This window comes from Candidatus Tisiphia endosymbiont of Dascillus cervinus, from assembly GCF_964026405.1.
Taxonomy (GTDB): domain Bacteria; phylum Pseudomonadota; class Alphaproteobacteria; order Rickettsiales; family Rickettsiaceae; genus Tisiphia.
The window spans coordinates 393,065-409,052 of sequence record NZ_OZ032146.1 but is presented as its reverse complement, the minus strand read 5'-3'; the positions used below and the strand labels follow the sequence as shown (position 1 = coordinate 409,052).

Annotated in this window: 18 protein-coding genes; 8 read left to right on the top strand and 10 right to left on the bottom strand. The window is 31.7% G+C overall.

Features of this window, described 5'->3' with window-relative positions:
* The first annotated feature begins 85 nt into the window (after positions 1-85).
* From map to AAGD19_RS01905, 4 genes are read left to right on the top strand one after another with little or no spacing between them, the layout of a single operon-like run.
* The gene (map, locus tag AAGD19_RS01920; RefSeq protein ID WP_341748107.1) at positions 86-880 is read left to right on the top strand and encodes a type I methionyl aminopeptidase; all 795 of its coding nucleotides are present in this window, start codon (positions 86-88) and stop codon (positions 878-880) included.
* Positions 881-888: 8 nt separating this feature from the next.
* Positions 889-1,569, top strand: coding sequence for a RadC family protein (radC, locus tag AAGD19_RS01915; RefSeq protein WP_341748106.1), 681 nt, complete (start codon positions 889-891; stop codon positions 1,567-1,569).
* A complete protein-coding gene (locus tag AAGD19_RS01910; RefSeq protein ID WP_341748105.1) occupies positions 1,566-2,579 on the top strand; it encodes a UDP-phosphate alpha-N-acetylglucosaminyltransferase in 1,014 nt (337 codons plus the stop codon). Before radC ends, AAGD19_RS01910 begins: the two co-directional genes overlap by 4 nt.
* Positions 2,566-2,886, top strand: coding sequence for a DUF721 domain-containing protein (locus AAGD19_RS01905; RefSeq protein ID WP_341748104.1), 321 nt, complete (start codon positions 2,566-2,568; stop codon positions 2,884-2,886). The genes AAGD19_RS01910 and AAGD19_RS01905 overlap by 14 nt, the downstream gene beginning before the upstream one ends.
* 18 nt (positions 2,887-2,904) lie before the next feature.
* On the opposite strand, the gene metG is transcribed toward AAGD19_RS01905, so the two are convergent.
* The 5 genes from metG to AAGD19_RS01880 form a co-directional block, all read right to left on the bottom strand.
* On the bottom strand, positions 2,905-4,440 hold the full coding sequence (metG, locus tag AAGD19_RS01900; RefSeq protein WP_341748103.1) for a methionine--tRNA ligase: 1,536 nt from the start codon (positions 4,438-4,440) through the stop codon (positions 2,905-2,907).
* Between the two features lie 170 nt (positions 4,441-4,610).
* Positions 4,611-5,009 carry a type II toxin-antitoxin system VapC family toxin gene (locus AAGD19_RS01895; protein WP_341748102.1) on the bottom strand — a complete coding sequence of 133 codons (399 nt, stop codon included), beginning with the start codon at positions 5,007-5,009 and terminating at the stop codon, positions 4,611-4,613.
* The gene (locus tag AAGD19_RS01890; RefSeq protein ID WP_341748101.1) at positions 5,006-5,230 is read right to left on the bottom strand and encodes an AbrB/MazE/SpoVT family DNA-binding domain-containing protein; all 225 of its coding nucleotides are present in this window, start codon (positions 5,228-5,230) and stop codon (positions 5,006-5,008) included. Before AAGD19_RS01890 ends, AAGD19_RS01895 begins: the two co-directional genes overlap by 4 nt.
* 125 nt (positions 5,231-5,355) lie before the next feature.
* Positions 5,356-5,775: an SIMPL domain-containing protein gene (locus AAGD19_RS01885; RefSeq protein ID WP_341748100.1), complete on the bottom strand. Its 420-nt coding sequence runs from the start codon at positions 5,773-5,775 to the stop codon at positions 5,356-5,358.
* On the bottom strand, positions 5,745-6,122 hold the full coding sequence (locus tag AAGD19_RS01880; protein WP_341748099.1) for a hypothetical protein: 378 nt from the start codon (positions 6,120-6,122) through the stop codon (positions 5,745-5,747). Before AAGD19_RS01880 ends, AAGD19_RS01885 begins: the two co-directional genes overlap by 31 nt.
* Positions 6,123-6,451: 329 nt before the next feature.
* On the opposite strand from AAGD19_RS01880, the gene AAGD19_RS01875 reads away from it, so the two are divergent.
* The 3 genes from AAGD19_RS01875 to AAGD19_RS01865 all read left to right on the top strand — a co-directional run bounded on the left by AAGD19_RS01875 (position 6,452) and on the right by AAGD19_RS01865 (position 9,879).
* Positions 6,452-7,183 (top strand): transposase DNA-binding-containing protein, encoded by a 732-nt coding sequence (locus AAGD19_RS01875; protein WP_341748098.1) that lies wholly within the window; start codon positions 6,452-6,454, stop codon positions 7,181-7,183.
* Positions 7,184-7,189: 6 nt separating this feature from the next.
* The gene (locus tag AAGD19_RS01870; RefSeq protein ID WP_341748421.1) at positions 7,190-7,903 is read left to right on the top strand and encodes an IS4 family transposase; all 714 of its coding nucleotides are present in this window, start codon (positions 7,190-7,192) and stop codon (positions 7,901-7,903) included.
* A gap of 488 nt (positions 7,904-8,391) precedes the next feature.
* Positions 8,392-9,879 carry a carboxypeptidase M32 gene (locus tag AAGD19_RS01865; RefSeq protein ID WP_341748097.1) on the top strand — a complete coding sequence of 496 codons (1,488 nt, stop codon included), beginning with the start codon at positions 8,392-8,394 and terminating at the stop codon, positions 9,877-9,879.
* A gap of 275 nt (positions 9,880-10,154) precedes the next feature.
* Here the strand turns inward: AAGD19_RS01865 and AAGD19_RS01860 are convergent, their stop codons facing one another.
* The gene (locus tag AAGD19_RS01860; RefSeq protein ID WP_341748096.1) at positions 10,155-12,107 is read right to left on the bottom strand and encodes a primosomal protein N'; all 1,953 of its coding nucleotides are present in this window, start codon (positions 12,105-12,107) and stop codon (positions 10,155-10,157) included.
* Between the two features lie 184 nt (positions 12,108-12,291).
* Between AAGD19_RS01860 and AAGD19_RS01855 the strand changes: the two genes are divergently transcribed.
* Positions 12,292-13,005: an HD domain-containing protein gene (locus AAGD19_RS01855; protein WP_341748095.1), complete on the top strand. Its 714-nt coding sequence runs from the start codon at positions 12,292-12,294 to the stop codon at positions 13,003-13,005.
* A gap of 305 nt (positions 13,006-13,310) precedes the next feature.
* Here AAGD19_RS01855 and AAGD19_RS01850 read toward each other — a convergent pair whose 3' ends face one another.
* From AAGD19_RS01850 to hemJ, 4 genes are all read right to left on the bottom strand, one after another.
* A complete protein-coding gene (locus tag AAGD19_RS01850) occupies positions 13,311-14,342 on the bottom strand; it encodes a transposase (RefSeq protein ID WP_341748048.1) in 1,032 nt (343 codons plus the stop codon).
* Between the two features lie 30 nt (positions 14,343-14,372).
* Complete coding sequence (locus tag AAGD19_RS01845; RefSeq protein WP_341748094.1) at positions 14,373-14,831, bottom strand: hypothetical protein; 459 nt, start codon at positions 14,829-14,831, stop codon at positions 14,373-14,375.
* Between the two features lie 27 nt (positions 14,832-14,858).
* The gene (locus tag AAGD19_RS01840) at positions 14,859-15,434 is read right to left on the bottom strand and encodes an MFS transporter (RefSeq protein ID WP_341748093.1); all 576 of its coding nucleotides are present in this window, start codon (positions 15,432-15,434) and stop codon (positions 14,859-14,861) included.
* Between the two features lie 113 nt (positions 15,435-15,547).
* Positions 15,548-15,985, bottom strand: coding sequence for a protoporphyrinogen oxidase HemJ (gene hemJ, locus AAGD19_RS01835; RefSeq protein ID WP_341748092.1), 438 nt, complete (start codon positions 15,983-15,985; stop codon positions 15,548-15,550).
* Positions 15,986-15,988: the final 3 nt, after the last annotated feature.

The window sequence follows — 15,988 nt, the reverse complement described above, 5'->3', positions numbered from 1 at the left end:
CTTCTCGCAATGACAACAATTTACTATGGCTAAATACTAATCGGGTTAGCTATAGATGATTTTAATAAAAAAAGTTAATTATTTTATGACCATAACAATTCATTCCCTAGAAAACTTTAAGAAAATGCATATTGCAGGCAAACTTGCTGCAGAAACCTTAGATTTCATTACTAATTATGTAAAACCAGGAGTGAGTACGATCTATTTAAATGATCTTTGCCACGATTTTATTGTGTCTAATAATGCAATCCCTGCACCTTTGAACTATAATGGGTTTCCGAAATCAATTTGTACTTCTGTTAATCATGTAGTATGCCATGGTATTCCAAATGATAAACTCCTTAAAAATGGCGATATAATAAATATTGACGTTACTGTAATTGTCGATGGATGGTATGGTGATACTAGTAGAATGTATTATGTTGGTGATGTAGGAATTAAAGCAAAACGCTTAGTACAGGTTACTTATGATGCTATGATGATAGGAATTGAACTAGTAAAACCAGGAGTACATTTAGGAGATATCGGAAATGCTATACAAACTTATGTTGAAAAACATAATTATTCAGTTGTTAGAAATTATACTGGTCACGGGATAGGGCGTATATTTCATACAGAACCAACTATTCTACATTATGGCAAAGCTGGCACTGGCTTGGTCTTGGAGGAAGGTATGTTTTTTACTATTGAACCAATGGTAAATGCTGGACATCACTCCACTCATCTAAGTAAATTAGACGGTTGGACAGTTACAACAAGTGATAAATCATTATCAGCACAATTTGAACATAGTTTAGGCGTAACCAAAGATGGTTTTGACATTTTTACTTTATCACCAAAACATTTGACATATCCGCCTTATAAAACAGACTTATTGTAAAACTAAATATGAAAGATGATATACCCCATTATATTGGGCATAGACAACGCTTAAGACAACGTATTATTGTTTCTGCAGAAAATCTTGCAGATTATGAATTACTTGAAATGATATTATTTTCTGTAATACCTAGAAAAGATGTAAAACCATTAGCAAAGGAATTATTAACACAATTTGGTAGTCTTGCTAATTTAATAAATGCAGATAAAGAAAAATTGCTTAATATTAAAGGAACTAATGATAATTTATATGTAAATTTTGTCATTATGCGTGAACTAACTAACAGAATGCTAAAACAAAAAGTAATAAATCAAAATGTAATTAGTTCTTGGAACGTTCTAATATACTATCTAAAAGCAACGATGGGCAGCATGAAAACAGAACAATTTCGTATCTTATTTTTAAATAAAAAGAATGTCCTAATTGCTGATGAAATTTTAAGCCAAGGCACTATAGATCAGGCAACAATATATCCAAGAGAAATAATTAAAAGAGCTTTATTTAATGAAGCTGGTGCAATTATATTGGTACATAATCATCCAAGTGGTATTAGTAAGCCTTCAAATACTGATATTGAACTAACACACAAAATAGTAGAAACTTGTGCTAATATGAACATATCGGTTCATGACCACGTAATTATTACAGCCAATGAATATTTCAGTTTTAAATCTAATATGCTGTTATGAGTAACTTTATTAATTATAGTTTTTTGTTTTTATTATCTTTTATAGCAACAAGCTTTCTTACTTGGCTATTGATTTCTAGTCTTCCATCTTTTGGAGTGGTGGATATACCAGATCCACGTAGAGCACATAGTAGAATCACACCAAGAGGAGGTGGACTCGCGATAGTTATAGTGGTAATAATTGCTCTTATCGCCTATGAATATTTTTCAACAAAAACTCTGATAAACTCAATTAAAATTGTACCTTTACTGCTGATCATTTCCAGCATTTCATTTTTAGATGATCTTATTTCCATTCCGATATTTGTAAGACTAATTTTTCACATAATTTGTTCTACAATAGCCATTTTCCTATTTTTATTTCCAGTAGTATTATTTCATCACGAATTACCTTTATATATTGATTTTATGCTATCTATAATAGGATTGATTGTCTTTTTAAATATTTATAATTTTCTTGATGGAATAGATGGTATTAGTGGTGCTGAATCTATTCATTTATCGATCACTATATTGATACTTTGTTATCTAAAATCTGATATAATAATAAATACAAATTTTATAATTGTGCTTAACATCATTATATTAGCATGTTCCATAGGTTTTTTGATATTTAACTGGCATCCTGCTAAAATCTTTCTAGGGGACGTAGGTAGTATAAGCTTAGGATTTTTATTAGGTTTATGTTTGCTACTTATTTCAGCATCTAGTGTTCATTTGTTTGTTGCTTCATCTATTGCTAGCTTATATTACCTAGCAGATGGAGGATTAACCATACTAATTAGACTAGTTAATAAGGAGAAAATTTGGCAACCTCACTTAAAGCATTTTTTTCAAAAAGCAGTCAGAAATGGTAAAAGTCATAAGGAAGTAGTGAGTAGAATTATAATATGCAATATATTACTTATGGTATTATCAATCATTTCTCTGTACTTTCCTTTATTATCAATTATCTTTGCTATATTAGTAGTAATGGTTACAATAATTAATTTTGCCCATGAAACCGCTTAGCCATGACATCAACATAATTATTAGACGAATCTTTGGTAAACAGCACCCATTGCTTGCAGAAATTATGATTAATTGGAGCAAGATTGTTGGACCAAAATTTAGTAGCAAAACTAGCCCCTTAAAAATATCTAGCCCTAAAGAGAAAGGACAGATAATAAATATTTTACATGTACAAGTGGAAAATTCGAGCATCGCCTTAGAAATATCATTTCACCAACAGATAATTATTGAGCGTATTTCCGTTTATCTAGGTTTTAAGGCCATACATAGTTTAAGAACTACAATATATGCTACAAGAAATAACTAGAATAGACTTCTATTTTCATCAAGTATTATCCTGAAATCTTGGAAATATAGCTTTTGGCTGGCTAATGTTACTACCTGGAATTAAAATAAACTCCTTTGTTAAATGTTTAAACATTCTCTGACTTTTTGGTACACCAAGCTGATCAAGCATTTTATTAGCCGAATCAGGAATAAATGGCTGTAACATTACAGCAATATATCTTAGTGTCTCAAGTAGCGTATATAACACCTCATTCATCCTTATAGGATCAGTTTTTTTTAACTGCCAAGGGGCTTCTCGATCTATATAAATATTGGCTTCTTCGGTTAAAGTAATAATATTTTCTAACACAGAATTAATAGCAAAAGTCTTAGTGAACAGTGAATTTTCTGATATAATTTGGTGGGATAGCTTCATTAAAAATGACTCATAAATGCTATCGATAGATTCCTTGCCAATTGACGGAATTTTTGTCTCGTTGTTATTATAAACAAAGGCTAGAGTTCTTTGCAATAAATTACCAATTTTATTAGATAGCTCACTATTCACTCTATTGATTAAGCTACTACGAGAATAATTACCATCTGAGCCAAATATTACCTCTCTCATCAAATAATACCTAACTGGATCTAAACCAAACTCTTTTATTAATTGCAATGGATCAATTACATTCCCTATAGATTTAGAGATTTTTTGTCCTTCATTAGTCCACCACCCATGTGCCATAACACATTTTGGTAACGGCAAGCCAGCTGCCATCAAAAATGCTGGCCAGTATACGGCATGAAAGCGTAATATATCTTTACCGACTATATGAACATCAGTCGGCCAAAATTTGTTATACTGACTTGTATCATTTGGATATCCTAAAGCCGAAATATAGTTGGTTAGTGCATCAAGCCATACATATATTACGTGCTTTTCATCATTTGGTACTTTAATTCCCCACTTAAAACTAGAACGTGATATGGATAAATCATGCAATCCGGATTTGACAAAACTAATAACTTCATTACGTCTAGTACTTGGTCTGATAAAATCAGGGTTGGCATCGTAAAAATCTAATAATTTATCTTGCCATTTTGATAGGGCAAAAAAGTAACTTGGTTCTTCAAGCCATTCAACAGGAGCTTTAGTCGGAGCTAGTCCATCTTCTGTTAATTCTGATTCATCATAAAAAGCCTCATCACGCGTCGAGTACCAGCCTTTATAGCTATCAAGGTAAATATTGCCACTATCTAGCAATTTTTGCCATAGACTACTTACTGCTTGTTTATGCCTAGCTTCTGTAGTTCTAATAAAATCATCATTAGAAATGTTCATTGAGTGCATTAATGTACGAAAAGTTTCAGATACTGTATCGGTAAATATTTGTGGTTCAACATTTTTGGCAATAGCAGATTTTTCTACCTTTTGACCATGTTCATCAGTACCGGTCAGAAACATTACCTCTTTACCTGATAAACGCATAAATCTTGCTATTACGTCAGACGCAACGCTTGTATAAGCATGCCCTATGTGAGGTATATCATTAACATAATAAATAGGGGTGGTAATATAATATGTATTTTTCATAATGAATTTATAATGGATAAACCTATATTTGTTATAGTTATTCTTGCTAAATATGTATACTATAAAAATAGTTAATTTGAGCCGCTTGTTGCCGATGAAAGCAAGCCAGTGTCATTTCGAAATCAAGCAGTCACAAGTATACATTAGAATAAGATTGTAAATCTTTTGACCTAAGGGTGAATAAGATGGAGTTTAGAAAAATATGTTTTGTAACGTGCCACATCTCTTGTAAGAAGAGGAATATTTAATACAGACGCATGTGCTCCGATAAAGAAATCTAGTAATACGGAGTTTTTCTTGCCACTATTTGCTTTTTTATATTGTATAAAAACTTTTCCTGCTAAAAATAGGGCTTCTTTAGGGATAGGAAGAACTTTAAAATTATCGCCGATTATTTCTTCAAGTTCTTCAATTCTTTCAAATCCTATTGAAACTTCTGTATATATATAATCATTAATTGCTAATTCATGAAATTGCGATAATTTTAACAATTGGTTAGAAGACCAATTATACCAACTAGCATCACAGGTGATAATATCCAATAATATATTACTGTCAACTAAGATCATGATCTAGTTAATTTCATTATGGTATCAGTAGACATTTTTACTGTGCTTTTTCCAGACATATGCAATATTAATTTATTACCTCTATTATTTTGATTTTGATATTTTTTTAATAGAACGCCGTCTTCTTTTTCTATAAAAGTGATTTCTGTATCTGGCAAGAAGCCAAATTTACTTCTAATATCTATAGGTATAGTTATTTGCCCTTTACTAGATACTTTCATAATTATTACCTCGTGCTTTCGTTGTGCTATAAAATATAAGTGTTAGCTCATCGCAGCTACCTTAACGCTAATTGTATCGGCTAGTGCTATTTAAGAAATTTTCTATCAGAAATATAAGTGGTACTTTATCGCTTGTTTCCTAACACTGAGCCGTATTTAAGCAAAGCAGTAGCGGAAACAGTTATAGTTACCTCACTTGTGCTTGGTTCTGCAACTGGCATATTAACCGCACTATCATTAGCATTTACAGGTAATACCATCATCAATCTAGGCACTGGCATTCTCCTTGTTTCAGGATCAACATTTATCATAGTAAATCCATCGTATTCTTTACCAAGAGCTTTAGCTACACGTGTAGCTCGTTGCTTTAGTTTTGCAATAGCAGCTTCTATCATATAATCTCGGATGACTTCTCTTTTTTCATTAGAAAGAGTATAATTTAAACTTTGTATTAACAGCCCTTCATTCTGTAATTTTCCAATTAATGTCAATAAAGCCTCAGATGATTTGCTTTTCAGTGATAATACCTGAGTACCACGCCACATTTTTTCTTTATTTCATCTTTTTTATTATCAATATTTTGGTCTTGGTTATATTGGTAAACATAATATTGTTCTGTTGATACAGTAATATCTTCAACTTCTTTAGCCATTTTTACTGCTTTAGACATCATTAGGTTAATCTCATCCTGTATATATTTTAGATCAACTCCCTCTTTTTCTATTCGCATACTAGATATAAGTAAATCTTCTTTTACATCCATTTGTTCAGTAACAGATATATTAAGATACGAACCATTCTGATTTGTTGGTAAATCTTTAGACTGCATAGCAATTACCGGTAAAGTAAATGATATTAACGCTATAGCAATAGTAAGAAGACTTTTATACATACCTACCCCTAGAATAGTTTTGTTTTTTGAGATTATCCAAAACGCTCCATCTTATTTCAAAAAAAAGCACTTCCCCACTAGAACCCAAAAAACATCCAGTTTATCCACGGGGATTTATGCTTAGACCCTATAAGTCTAGTATACGTTATAAGTAAAGAACTTACAAGTAAGAATCTTACTATTCTTATTAAAAAATACATATCTACAGCCATGAATGTGTATTTGCTAGCATACTTCAATAATGTCTTGGGCTTACTTTTACCCACAAATATAAAATTAAGTGTAAAATAATATTGAATTATATACTTAAAATATAAGAAGGGGAAAGAATGAGGCATATACAAGCATTATCTAATGCTTACAACTTAGGTGATAAGTGGTTAGAAAGGGAATTTAGGCATGTTAACTTTGGAGATCAAAGACTTATAAAAAGGCTTATTAAAACTAGCTCACTTATAGAAAGCAAAGCTTCTGGTTCAATAAATCAAAGTTGCAGAAGTTGGAAAGAGGCTAAAGGAGCGTATAGATTATTTAGCAATAAAAAATTTGATCCAGCGGGAATTTATCATTCACATTATAAAGAAACACAAGAAAGGATTAAAGGTAATGAGTTTGTATTTTCAGTTCAGGATACAACATACCTAGATTTTGATTCTCATATTAAAACTAAAGGACTCGGTAGCGTCTCAAAGTCTTATACAAAACATAAAATGGGGCTGATTGTGCATAGTGCCTTGATGTTTACAGTGGAAGGATTACCTTTAGGATTATCTTCTCAACAATGTTGGGATCGTGCTATACGTGAAGAAACTGCACAAGAGAAATCAAGAAGAAAATATATCTCTTCTAGTGAAGATAAAGAAAGTTATAAGTGGATAGCAGCACTTAAGGACACTATGCATATTATACCTAAAGACACTAAAGTTATAACTATTGGTGACAGAGAAGCAGATATCTTTGAACTATTATGGTCGTGTCAAGAAAAGGGTAGTTTGTTTATTGTTCGTAATAGACAAAATAGAAAATTTATTTCTACAGAGGGAAGAAAAACAAATTTGTAAACCCATATAAATCAGATATCAGCAAAGAAAGAAATAGTAATTCAAGTTCCAAAAAAGAACAATGAAGCAGCAAGAATGGCAAATATTGAAATAAAATATATGTCTGGTTTAATACCAATTAGAACCCTTTCATTATATGGTTCAAAAAATACTGAACACAAAATCAGTGATAAAGTAGTGCTCTATGTTGTAAGAGCTAAAGAAAAATTCCCCCCTAAAGGAGTGGAAGCAATTGATTGTCTCTTGCTAACTAATGTTCCTGTCAGTAATTTTGAAGATGCGATTGAAAGGATAAATTGGTATAAGTTAAGATGGAGAATTGAAGAATATTTTAGAGTTCTAAAATCTGGATGTAAAATAGAAAATTCTCGTTTAGCTACAAAAGAAAGACTAGAAAAATTAATTGCCATAAAAAGCATCATTGCATTTAAAATTTTATATTTATCAAAAGTAGCAATATCTCATCCGCAAGAAGTGTGTACTAAGATTTTAACTTCACAAGAATGGCAAGCTCTTTATATTCGAGAGCATAAAACTATTTTTATACCTGAAGAACCTCCAACTATGAAACAAGCTATTATTTGGCTTGGTAAATTAGGAGGATTTATGAATAGAAAAAATGATAAATTACCAGGAACTATGACATTATGGAGGGGCTACGAAAATCTTACAGAAAGTATCGAAATATTATCTATATTTCTTTCCCAAAATTGTGGGTAAAAGTAAGTGTCTTGGGTTGGTGAATAATTATTGTCACCCTCTAACTTCATCTCTTGTGAACAATTAGTAAAATTACCTATAATTGCTTCAGAATTAGGGTTATTGTGAATTATATTACCATCTCTAGAAATTATTTCTATCCATTGACTAATCTCTTGATCTGTCAGATTATTAGCTACAAAATATTCTATCTCCTTAGAGAGATCAAAATGGGGTCAAAACATAAATCCCAGCAGATAAACTAGAAACCTATGAATTTGCAAATTCACATCTAATATTTTTTATTAATTGTACTATTTTTTTTAAAAGTTCAGGAATATATTGTTAAATATTTCATTTGCTAATAATCTTGTTGTTATATCAATAAAAATAAGATTATTAGCGATAATAGATTAAAATGCATTCGTGTCAGTCGCTTCAAGAATGCATTTTTCTGAATATTCTAGCCAGTTTTGGATTAAAACAACTTTTGAAGTAGGGAGAATTATATGAAACATTATACATTATTAGAGCAAGAGTTAGAGCAAATTTTTCAAATTAATAACGTGATTAACATACTTTATTGGGATATCGCAGTAAATATTCCGCATGGATCAATTGATAGTAGAACAAGCGAAATAGCACTACTATCTTCCATAGCCCGCTCTAGGTTACAATCGAAAAAATTAGCTGAACTAATAGAATCTGTCTCTGAAAACGTGAACACTCTTGATGTTTGGCAGTTAGCTAATTTAAGAGAAACAAAAAGACGAATTACAGAATCTACATGTATAGATGATGATTTATGGAAAATGTATGTTACTGCTAGTGCAAAATGTGAGTTAATTTGGCGAGATGCTAGAAAAAATAATGATTATCTATCACTTAAACCTTACCTACAAACAGTATTAGATTGCGTACAAAAAATGGCTAAATCTAAAGCCCATGCACTAAACTGTTCTGTATATGATGCTTTACTTGACACATATGATCCTGAACGTACACTTGATGAAGTTAAAGTAGTGTTTAATAATCTAAAAAAAACTATACCAGAATTAATTAGTCAAATAGTAGAAAAACAAAGTAAAGAAAATGTTCTACCTATCACTAATAGTATTAGTGAAGCACAACAAAAATTAATTGCTAAAAGGCTTATAGAAATAATGGGTTTTAACCTCACTAAAGGTAGGTTAGATGAATCAACCCATCCATTTTGTAGGGGTACTCCTGATGATGTTAGGTTAACTAATAGATATAATGAGCATAATTTTATTTCAGGGATTATGGGGATTATGCATGAAACTGGTCATGGTTTATATGAACAGGGCTTGCCCAGCAAATATAAAAACCAACCAGTAGGTAAGGCTAAAGGTATGGCTGTCCATGAAAGTCAATCTTTATTTATGGAAATGCAAGTAGGTAGATCAGGAGAATTTTGTCAATATCTATCAAAGCTACTTAAGGATGAATTTGGATTCAAAGGACTAGAATATTCTGCAGAAAATCTTTACAAATTAATGACAAGAGTCAAACTAGGTTTTATTAGAGTAGAAGCAGATGAAGTGACTTATCCAATGCATGTAATAGTTAGGTTTGAACTAGAAAGATTGCTAATTAGCGGAGATCTATCTTTGAATGATCTACCACATTATTGGAACAATAAGATGCAGGAATATTTAGGCATTACTCCACAGAACGATAAAGACGGATGCTTACAAGATATACATTGGCCAATGGGCAGTTTTGGTTATTTTCCATCCTATACTAATGGAGCAATTATTGCTTCAATGGTCATGAAAAAAGCACAGGAAGTTAATCACAATATAAAAAAGGAAATAACAAGAGGAGAATTCAATGGTGTAAACCAATTCTTAGATAATAATATTAGAAGCTATGGCTCATTAAAAAATACCAGTGAATTAATTAAAGACGCTACGGGTGAAGATCGCATTCAATCGGAAATATTTTTAAAATATCTCCAACAAAAATATTTATAACTTATTTAACCTCAAATATCTGTAACAAGTTAATATTAGGCTCAGTATTATCGCCACCCCTGCGAAAGCAGGGGTCTAAAAAAATAGCCAAGAAGACTATTCAACATTTTTAGACCCCGAATCCATCATTCGCACCGAAGGCTCTCACTGGTCTAGGATGACATCACCGACTTAAACCGGACACCAACACGCCTTCACAGGGATGACGACATTGTAAATAACTACAAATGTAGTACTAAGCTAAAGCTTTTACTTGAATAATCATGAGAGTAATATCAAGAAAAACTCTTAGGATCTATATCCACTTTTAAATGACAAAAAGCAGGGATTTTGATTAAACTTAACCATGTTTGTAAAAATTTTTGTAAATTAAATTTCCTATCCACTATGATTAGAATACGGTAACGAAACTTTCCTGCTAATTTAAACATCAATGCACTAGATGGTCCGAGTATTCTAGCTGAACTTTTTGGTGCAATTGCAACTAGAGTTTTGGATATTTCAAGCACTTTATGCTCATTTTTCCCAGACAAAATTATTGATGCCATTTTGGTGAAAGGAGGCATATTCTCTGCTTGCCTTGTTTTAAGTTCATATTGTAAAAACTGATCTCCTCCATTTTTTATATAACTAAATATAGCATTATCTGGATAATAAGTTTGCATTAATACTAGACCTTTTTTATCTTCTCTTCCTGCCCTACCTCCTACTTGGTGAAGTAGTTGATAATTGCGTTCACTTGACCGCAAGTCTCCACTACTAATAGCCCCAAGATCAGCATCAACAACACCTACTAAAGTAAGGTTAGGAAAGTGATAACCTTTAGTAATCATCTGAGTACCAATTAGAATATCAACCTCAGAATGCTCCATTTTATATAGTAATTCGCGGATCTTTTCAGGTTTTTGGGCATAATCTTTGCTAATTACCACAATTTTACTATCGGGAAAAAGATGCCTAGTTTCTTCTTCAATTCTTTCAATCCCAGGACCACAAACAGTTAAAGAGTCTTCTTCCCGACAATCAGGACAAAAAATATGAATCCTACTTTGATAACCACAATGGTGACATTCAAGTTTTTTGCTAGATTTATGTACCACTAACCAAGCAGAGCAAGAATTACAAGTAAAACGATAACCGCAAAGTTTACATAACATCAAAGGGGCATAACCCCTACGATTCAAAAATAATAACACCTGCTCTTTGCTTGCTAGCTTTTTACCAATTAATGCTATTAACTCCTTAGATAAGTAAGAATTTTTTGATAATTTCTCCTTTTTCATATCAATTATTTGAATTTCTGGCAAAGTTGCCTCCTGATAACGATTTGACAATTCAATTAATTGATACTTATTGGTACTTACGTTATAAATTGTTTCAATAGACGGAGTAGCCGAGCATAATACTACTTTTATTTTGGATAAGCTTCCCCGCAATACCGCTACATCGCGAGCATTATATAATATACCATCATCTTGCTTATAAGAACTATCATGCTCTTCATCAATAATAATTAATCCAAGATTACTATACGGTAGAAATAGACTACTTCTAGCACCAATTATAACTTTAATTTCATTGTTGAGCAAACCTCTTAAAATCATCTTTTTCTGAGCTTTAGTAATCGCAGAATTCCATATTACTGGCTGAAAGCCAAAGCGTGCTGTAAAACGATTTATAATTTGCTGACTTAAAGCAATTTCTGGTAACATGATCAATATTTGGTTACCTTGCTTCAAATAATCAGCCAATAGATGAAAGTAAATTTCTGTTTTACCTGATCCGGTTACTCCCTTAATAATTGATGGTTTATCCGATTGACTTGATAGAGAAAGTGCTTCTTGTTGCTCTACTGAAAGAGTTGGCAAAATAAAATCTTTGTTTAATTCTTGATGCTTTATTTTTATAGGTTGCTGGGCAATATCGATCGGCAAAGTCAACTTAGCAACTGAACCAAGTGAAGTCATATAATAATTAGCAGCCCATTTAATTAAATCTAATATTTCCTGATTAAACCCAAATTCAAGTGGCACTTTTTGTTTAATAGATTTGATTTTACTAGTTCCCTCTGAAACTTCAGTATCTAATTGCCAAACTATACCCGTTAATTCTTTATTCCTAAATGGGACAACTACTAAATCTCCTATAGCTAATTTTAATCCATTTGGAATTAAATAATCCAACGGGAAAAGCTTAGCTAATGGCAATAATATTTTTGCAACTTGCATTGAAATTCATTTTCAGGTCATTTGAGTATACCATATACTATATACTAATTATCAGAAGCACTAATAGATAAACAATAACAAAATGCAAAAATATTCATCTTTTTCAAAAAAAATATAATAAATTCCTAGTAATATTCTAATTTTTAGTTTAACTTGTATAGCGATTTAAAATATTATGGTTTTTATGGAAGATATTAACTATTGGGATAACTCAAAGTATGAATATTGTCAGTATGCTACTAGGCTATTGAACAAACTCTGTAAGATAAATGAGGAAGTAAACCGACCAATAAATATTGACGAAGTTAAAAAAGCTATTTATTACGCCAAAAAATATCACGGCAGTCAAATGAGACAGTCTGGCGAACCCTATTACTCGCATCCAATTGAAGTAGCGTATATGGTAGCGGAATATGCAGCATCAGAAATTCCAAGCTATTTCAGAATTGATATGATTGTTACCAGTATACTGCATGATACTATCGAGGATACAAAACTGACCGAAAAGATGATTGAATATATTTTTGGAAGTGTAGTAGCTAGTCAAGTAGAAGCTTTAACTAGGGTTAAACCTCACGGCAAGATTAGCTCCAAAGAGATTTTAAATTTATTATATCAACAAAAAAAATATGATGTAGCATTTATTAAAATTTTTGACCGAATTCACAATTTACAAACTATAGGAGTTAAGTCACCTGAAAAAGCTAGGAAGATTATTGAGGAAACTATAGAAGAATTTATACGTCTAGCTATATACTTAGAAGCAATTGGTTTAGAAAAAAAACTAATAGAGCTATGTTATCAATATTTATCTACTATATCATCTAAGCAATATTTGCTACAGAGTCTACATAAGTTTTCTTTTCAGAAAGATTTCCAGCATCTTTCTCGAGTTTAATAAAATATGATAATCCATATGCACAACCTACAACTGTTGGGATTGTAATAAAATACAATCCCCAATGACTAAAATAATCTGTTAAATACACAAGGCTAACAGAAGTAATAAGATATACTAAAGCTCGGGATGCAGCGTATATCGCACTAGTATAAGTAAAACGTTTAAAGACTGGAAAATGCTTAAAGAATATTGCATTAGCTGGTGATGCTTCGCATGCAGTAAATAATAGTAAAGACTGAATTATCAATATATCAAAGCCGGTTGTTGCATTATTCAATAAATATGGAATCATTAGGCAAAACTTACGCTATGTAAGGTTCTAAATAGCGTAAAGAGGGTGAACGTAACTGCTGTTGCATATAATGATCTAAAAGCCCTAACTTTATTTGATAAACCGTCTTACCTATTTTGTGTGCAGTTCTTTTTAGAAAAGCCCACACTAAAAATGCACAACTAATGTGATTACGCTGGATGCGTTGTTTTCTGCATTGGCATCGTTCTATACCGGTAAGTTGCTTGATTTCTCTATGCATGCTCTCAATTACCCAACGAAAGCCACACTCATCTTGTACGGCTTTAGAAGATTTTTGAGTTTTGTTATTGGTAACAATATAATCAACTCTGTTGGTAGAAACAGTAAGTTTAAACAAATTAACATGCTTATCTTTTGCAAAGCCCTTTATATGAATCTCCACTCCGCTCTTAATTTCCTCATCTGAAAACGTTAACTTGCTAACAGCTTTATAAGGCTTAGAAGAGGAAGTTTTAGTAACGTTTCTATTTGCTTTAATAGGAGCATAATAATATTTACCCAAGGAATCAACATGTTGCATAATTTTATGCGTAGCATACCATGTGTCAAAAAGCACAGTTTGAAAAGGAATCTTTTTGCTATACACAGCATTATTTAACATATTTAATAGGTGTTCTACTTTTGTCGCTCCATCATGTTCGGGCGAAAAAATTCGGTAATCTATTACCCAAAACTTATTAATATCCGGATTATAATATACCAAACTTACTACTCCTATACCAGTAGTAATACCACCTGTAGCCCCACTGTACTGTGATCTAGCAATTTCTATTTTCTTGGTATTTCTTTTATTTAACACCGTATCATCAAATATTGTATATCCGTTAGGCGATAAAATAACATCATCCTTAATATGTTCCCATAACAAAGAAGGTGTATATTTTTCATTTTTTAAAAATCTATTAATAACATCATGGCTACATTTTTTGGCATGTTCAGCATAGTAGGTCAAACTATAATTCTTTTGACTCACTATTAGAAATTGACAGTAATCTGTCCTATTAACTGGTATTGCTTGCAATTTTATCCTCTTGGCATTTGTAAATTATACTCAACATAATGCACCATTTTTTTTCTCATAGCGTAAGTTTTGTAGGAAATATATGGAAACTAAAATTAATCTTATCTTTAATATCACTAGTGGATGATATTTATTGGTGAAATACAGCACAAAAATCATGTTTCCTAGTAATATAGCAGATACAATAAAGTTATTGTAAATAATTTGTTCGGCTGTATAGTGAAATGAATATTTTAAAATATTAGCACAATGTATATAAGTAAAATAAAAAATTACTGACCATATACAATCTACTAACAGTAAGCTTATTGTTGTTTTCCAATTAGTTTTTTCTTGAATATTGAGAGTATCTTGCATTACATGTTCAACGTCAATGTTAGATCCTATACTTTTTAACTGTTGAAAAGTTTTGTTTAATCGACGTTTAGCGTCGGCAAATTCAGGTGTTTCTCGCAACGTTGTCCTAGCAATCATACCAACTAATGCCACACCTTCACCAAACCAAAAAGCCAGTCGCTAATTAAGAGCATAAGAAATAACAAGAGAGGCTACACCTAGAGCAGCAAACCCTCCAAAGGCAGCACAAAAAACTATCATAGCTACAGAAACATATCGTCCTGGTGGTTGTAGATATTCTGTTAGATATAATTGAGTTCCTGTGATTTCCCCCATAGAAGTCATACCTTGTACAATACGACATATTGTCACCAGCCAAGCTGCAGTAATCCCTATTTGAGCAAAAGTTGGCAAATTAGCCATGACAAAACAAGATATTGCCATTAAAAAAGTTGTAATGACTACAGATGCTTTCCTTCCTACATTATCGCCTATCCAACCAAATATTAATGCACCAAATGGTCTAAGCAAGTAAGTAGAACAAAAAGCAGCGGCTAAAAGAAGAGTAGCCGTATATGGGTCAGTTTTTGGAAAAAACAACTCATTAAGCAATACCGCCATATGTACATAAAGCATTAAGTCAAAATATCCAAGAAATGTCCCTATTGAGAGTAATCCAACAACCTCTTTTTGTTCTCTAGTCAAACTAGTCTGTTTTTGCATAACCTTATTATCTGCTTGGATAATTTTGTTCATATAATTGTTTAAGCCTCACTGCTATGTTAGCTATAATAATTACTTGCTTCAATAATTATTATATGCATCACAATTAGAAATCAGTAGTATGAATAATAAAGCAGAAAAATATATTAATCAAATGGTTTAACAATAACCATGACAACAGCCACTATCATCAACAGTGCTGGTACTTCATTAATGATACGATAAAATCTTTCAGAATGATGATTTTTGCCTTCAACAAAATTCTTCCTCCATCTAGCTAATAAACCATGAAAAATAGTGATACCTAGAATTGCTGTCATTTTTACGTAAAACCATGTTCCTAAAGCTACTAATCCATATATATAACTGTTAATTATACCTAAGGTATAAGTGCTGATCATAGCCGGATTCATAATGATTCTGAGTAACCTACTTTCCATTAACTGAAACATCTTGTCAGTTTCACTACCTACTACAACTTTAGTGTGGTAGACATATAATCTTGGTAGGTATAGTAAACCTATCATCCAAGAAATTGCTGATACAAGATGGAATGCTTTAAACCATAAATAATAACTAGCCATTAA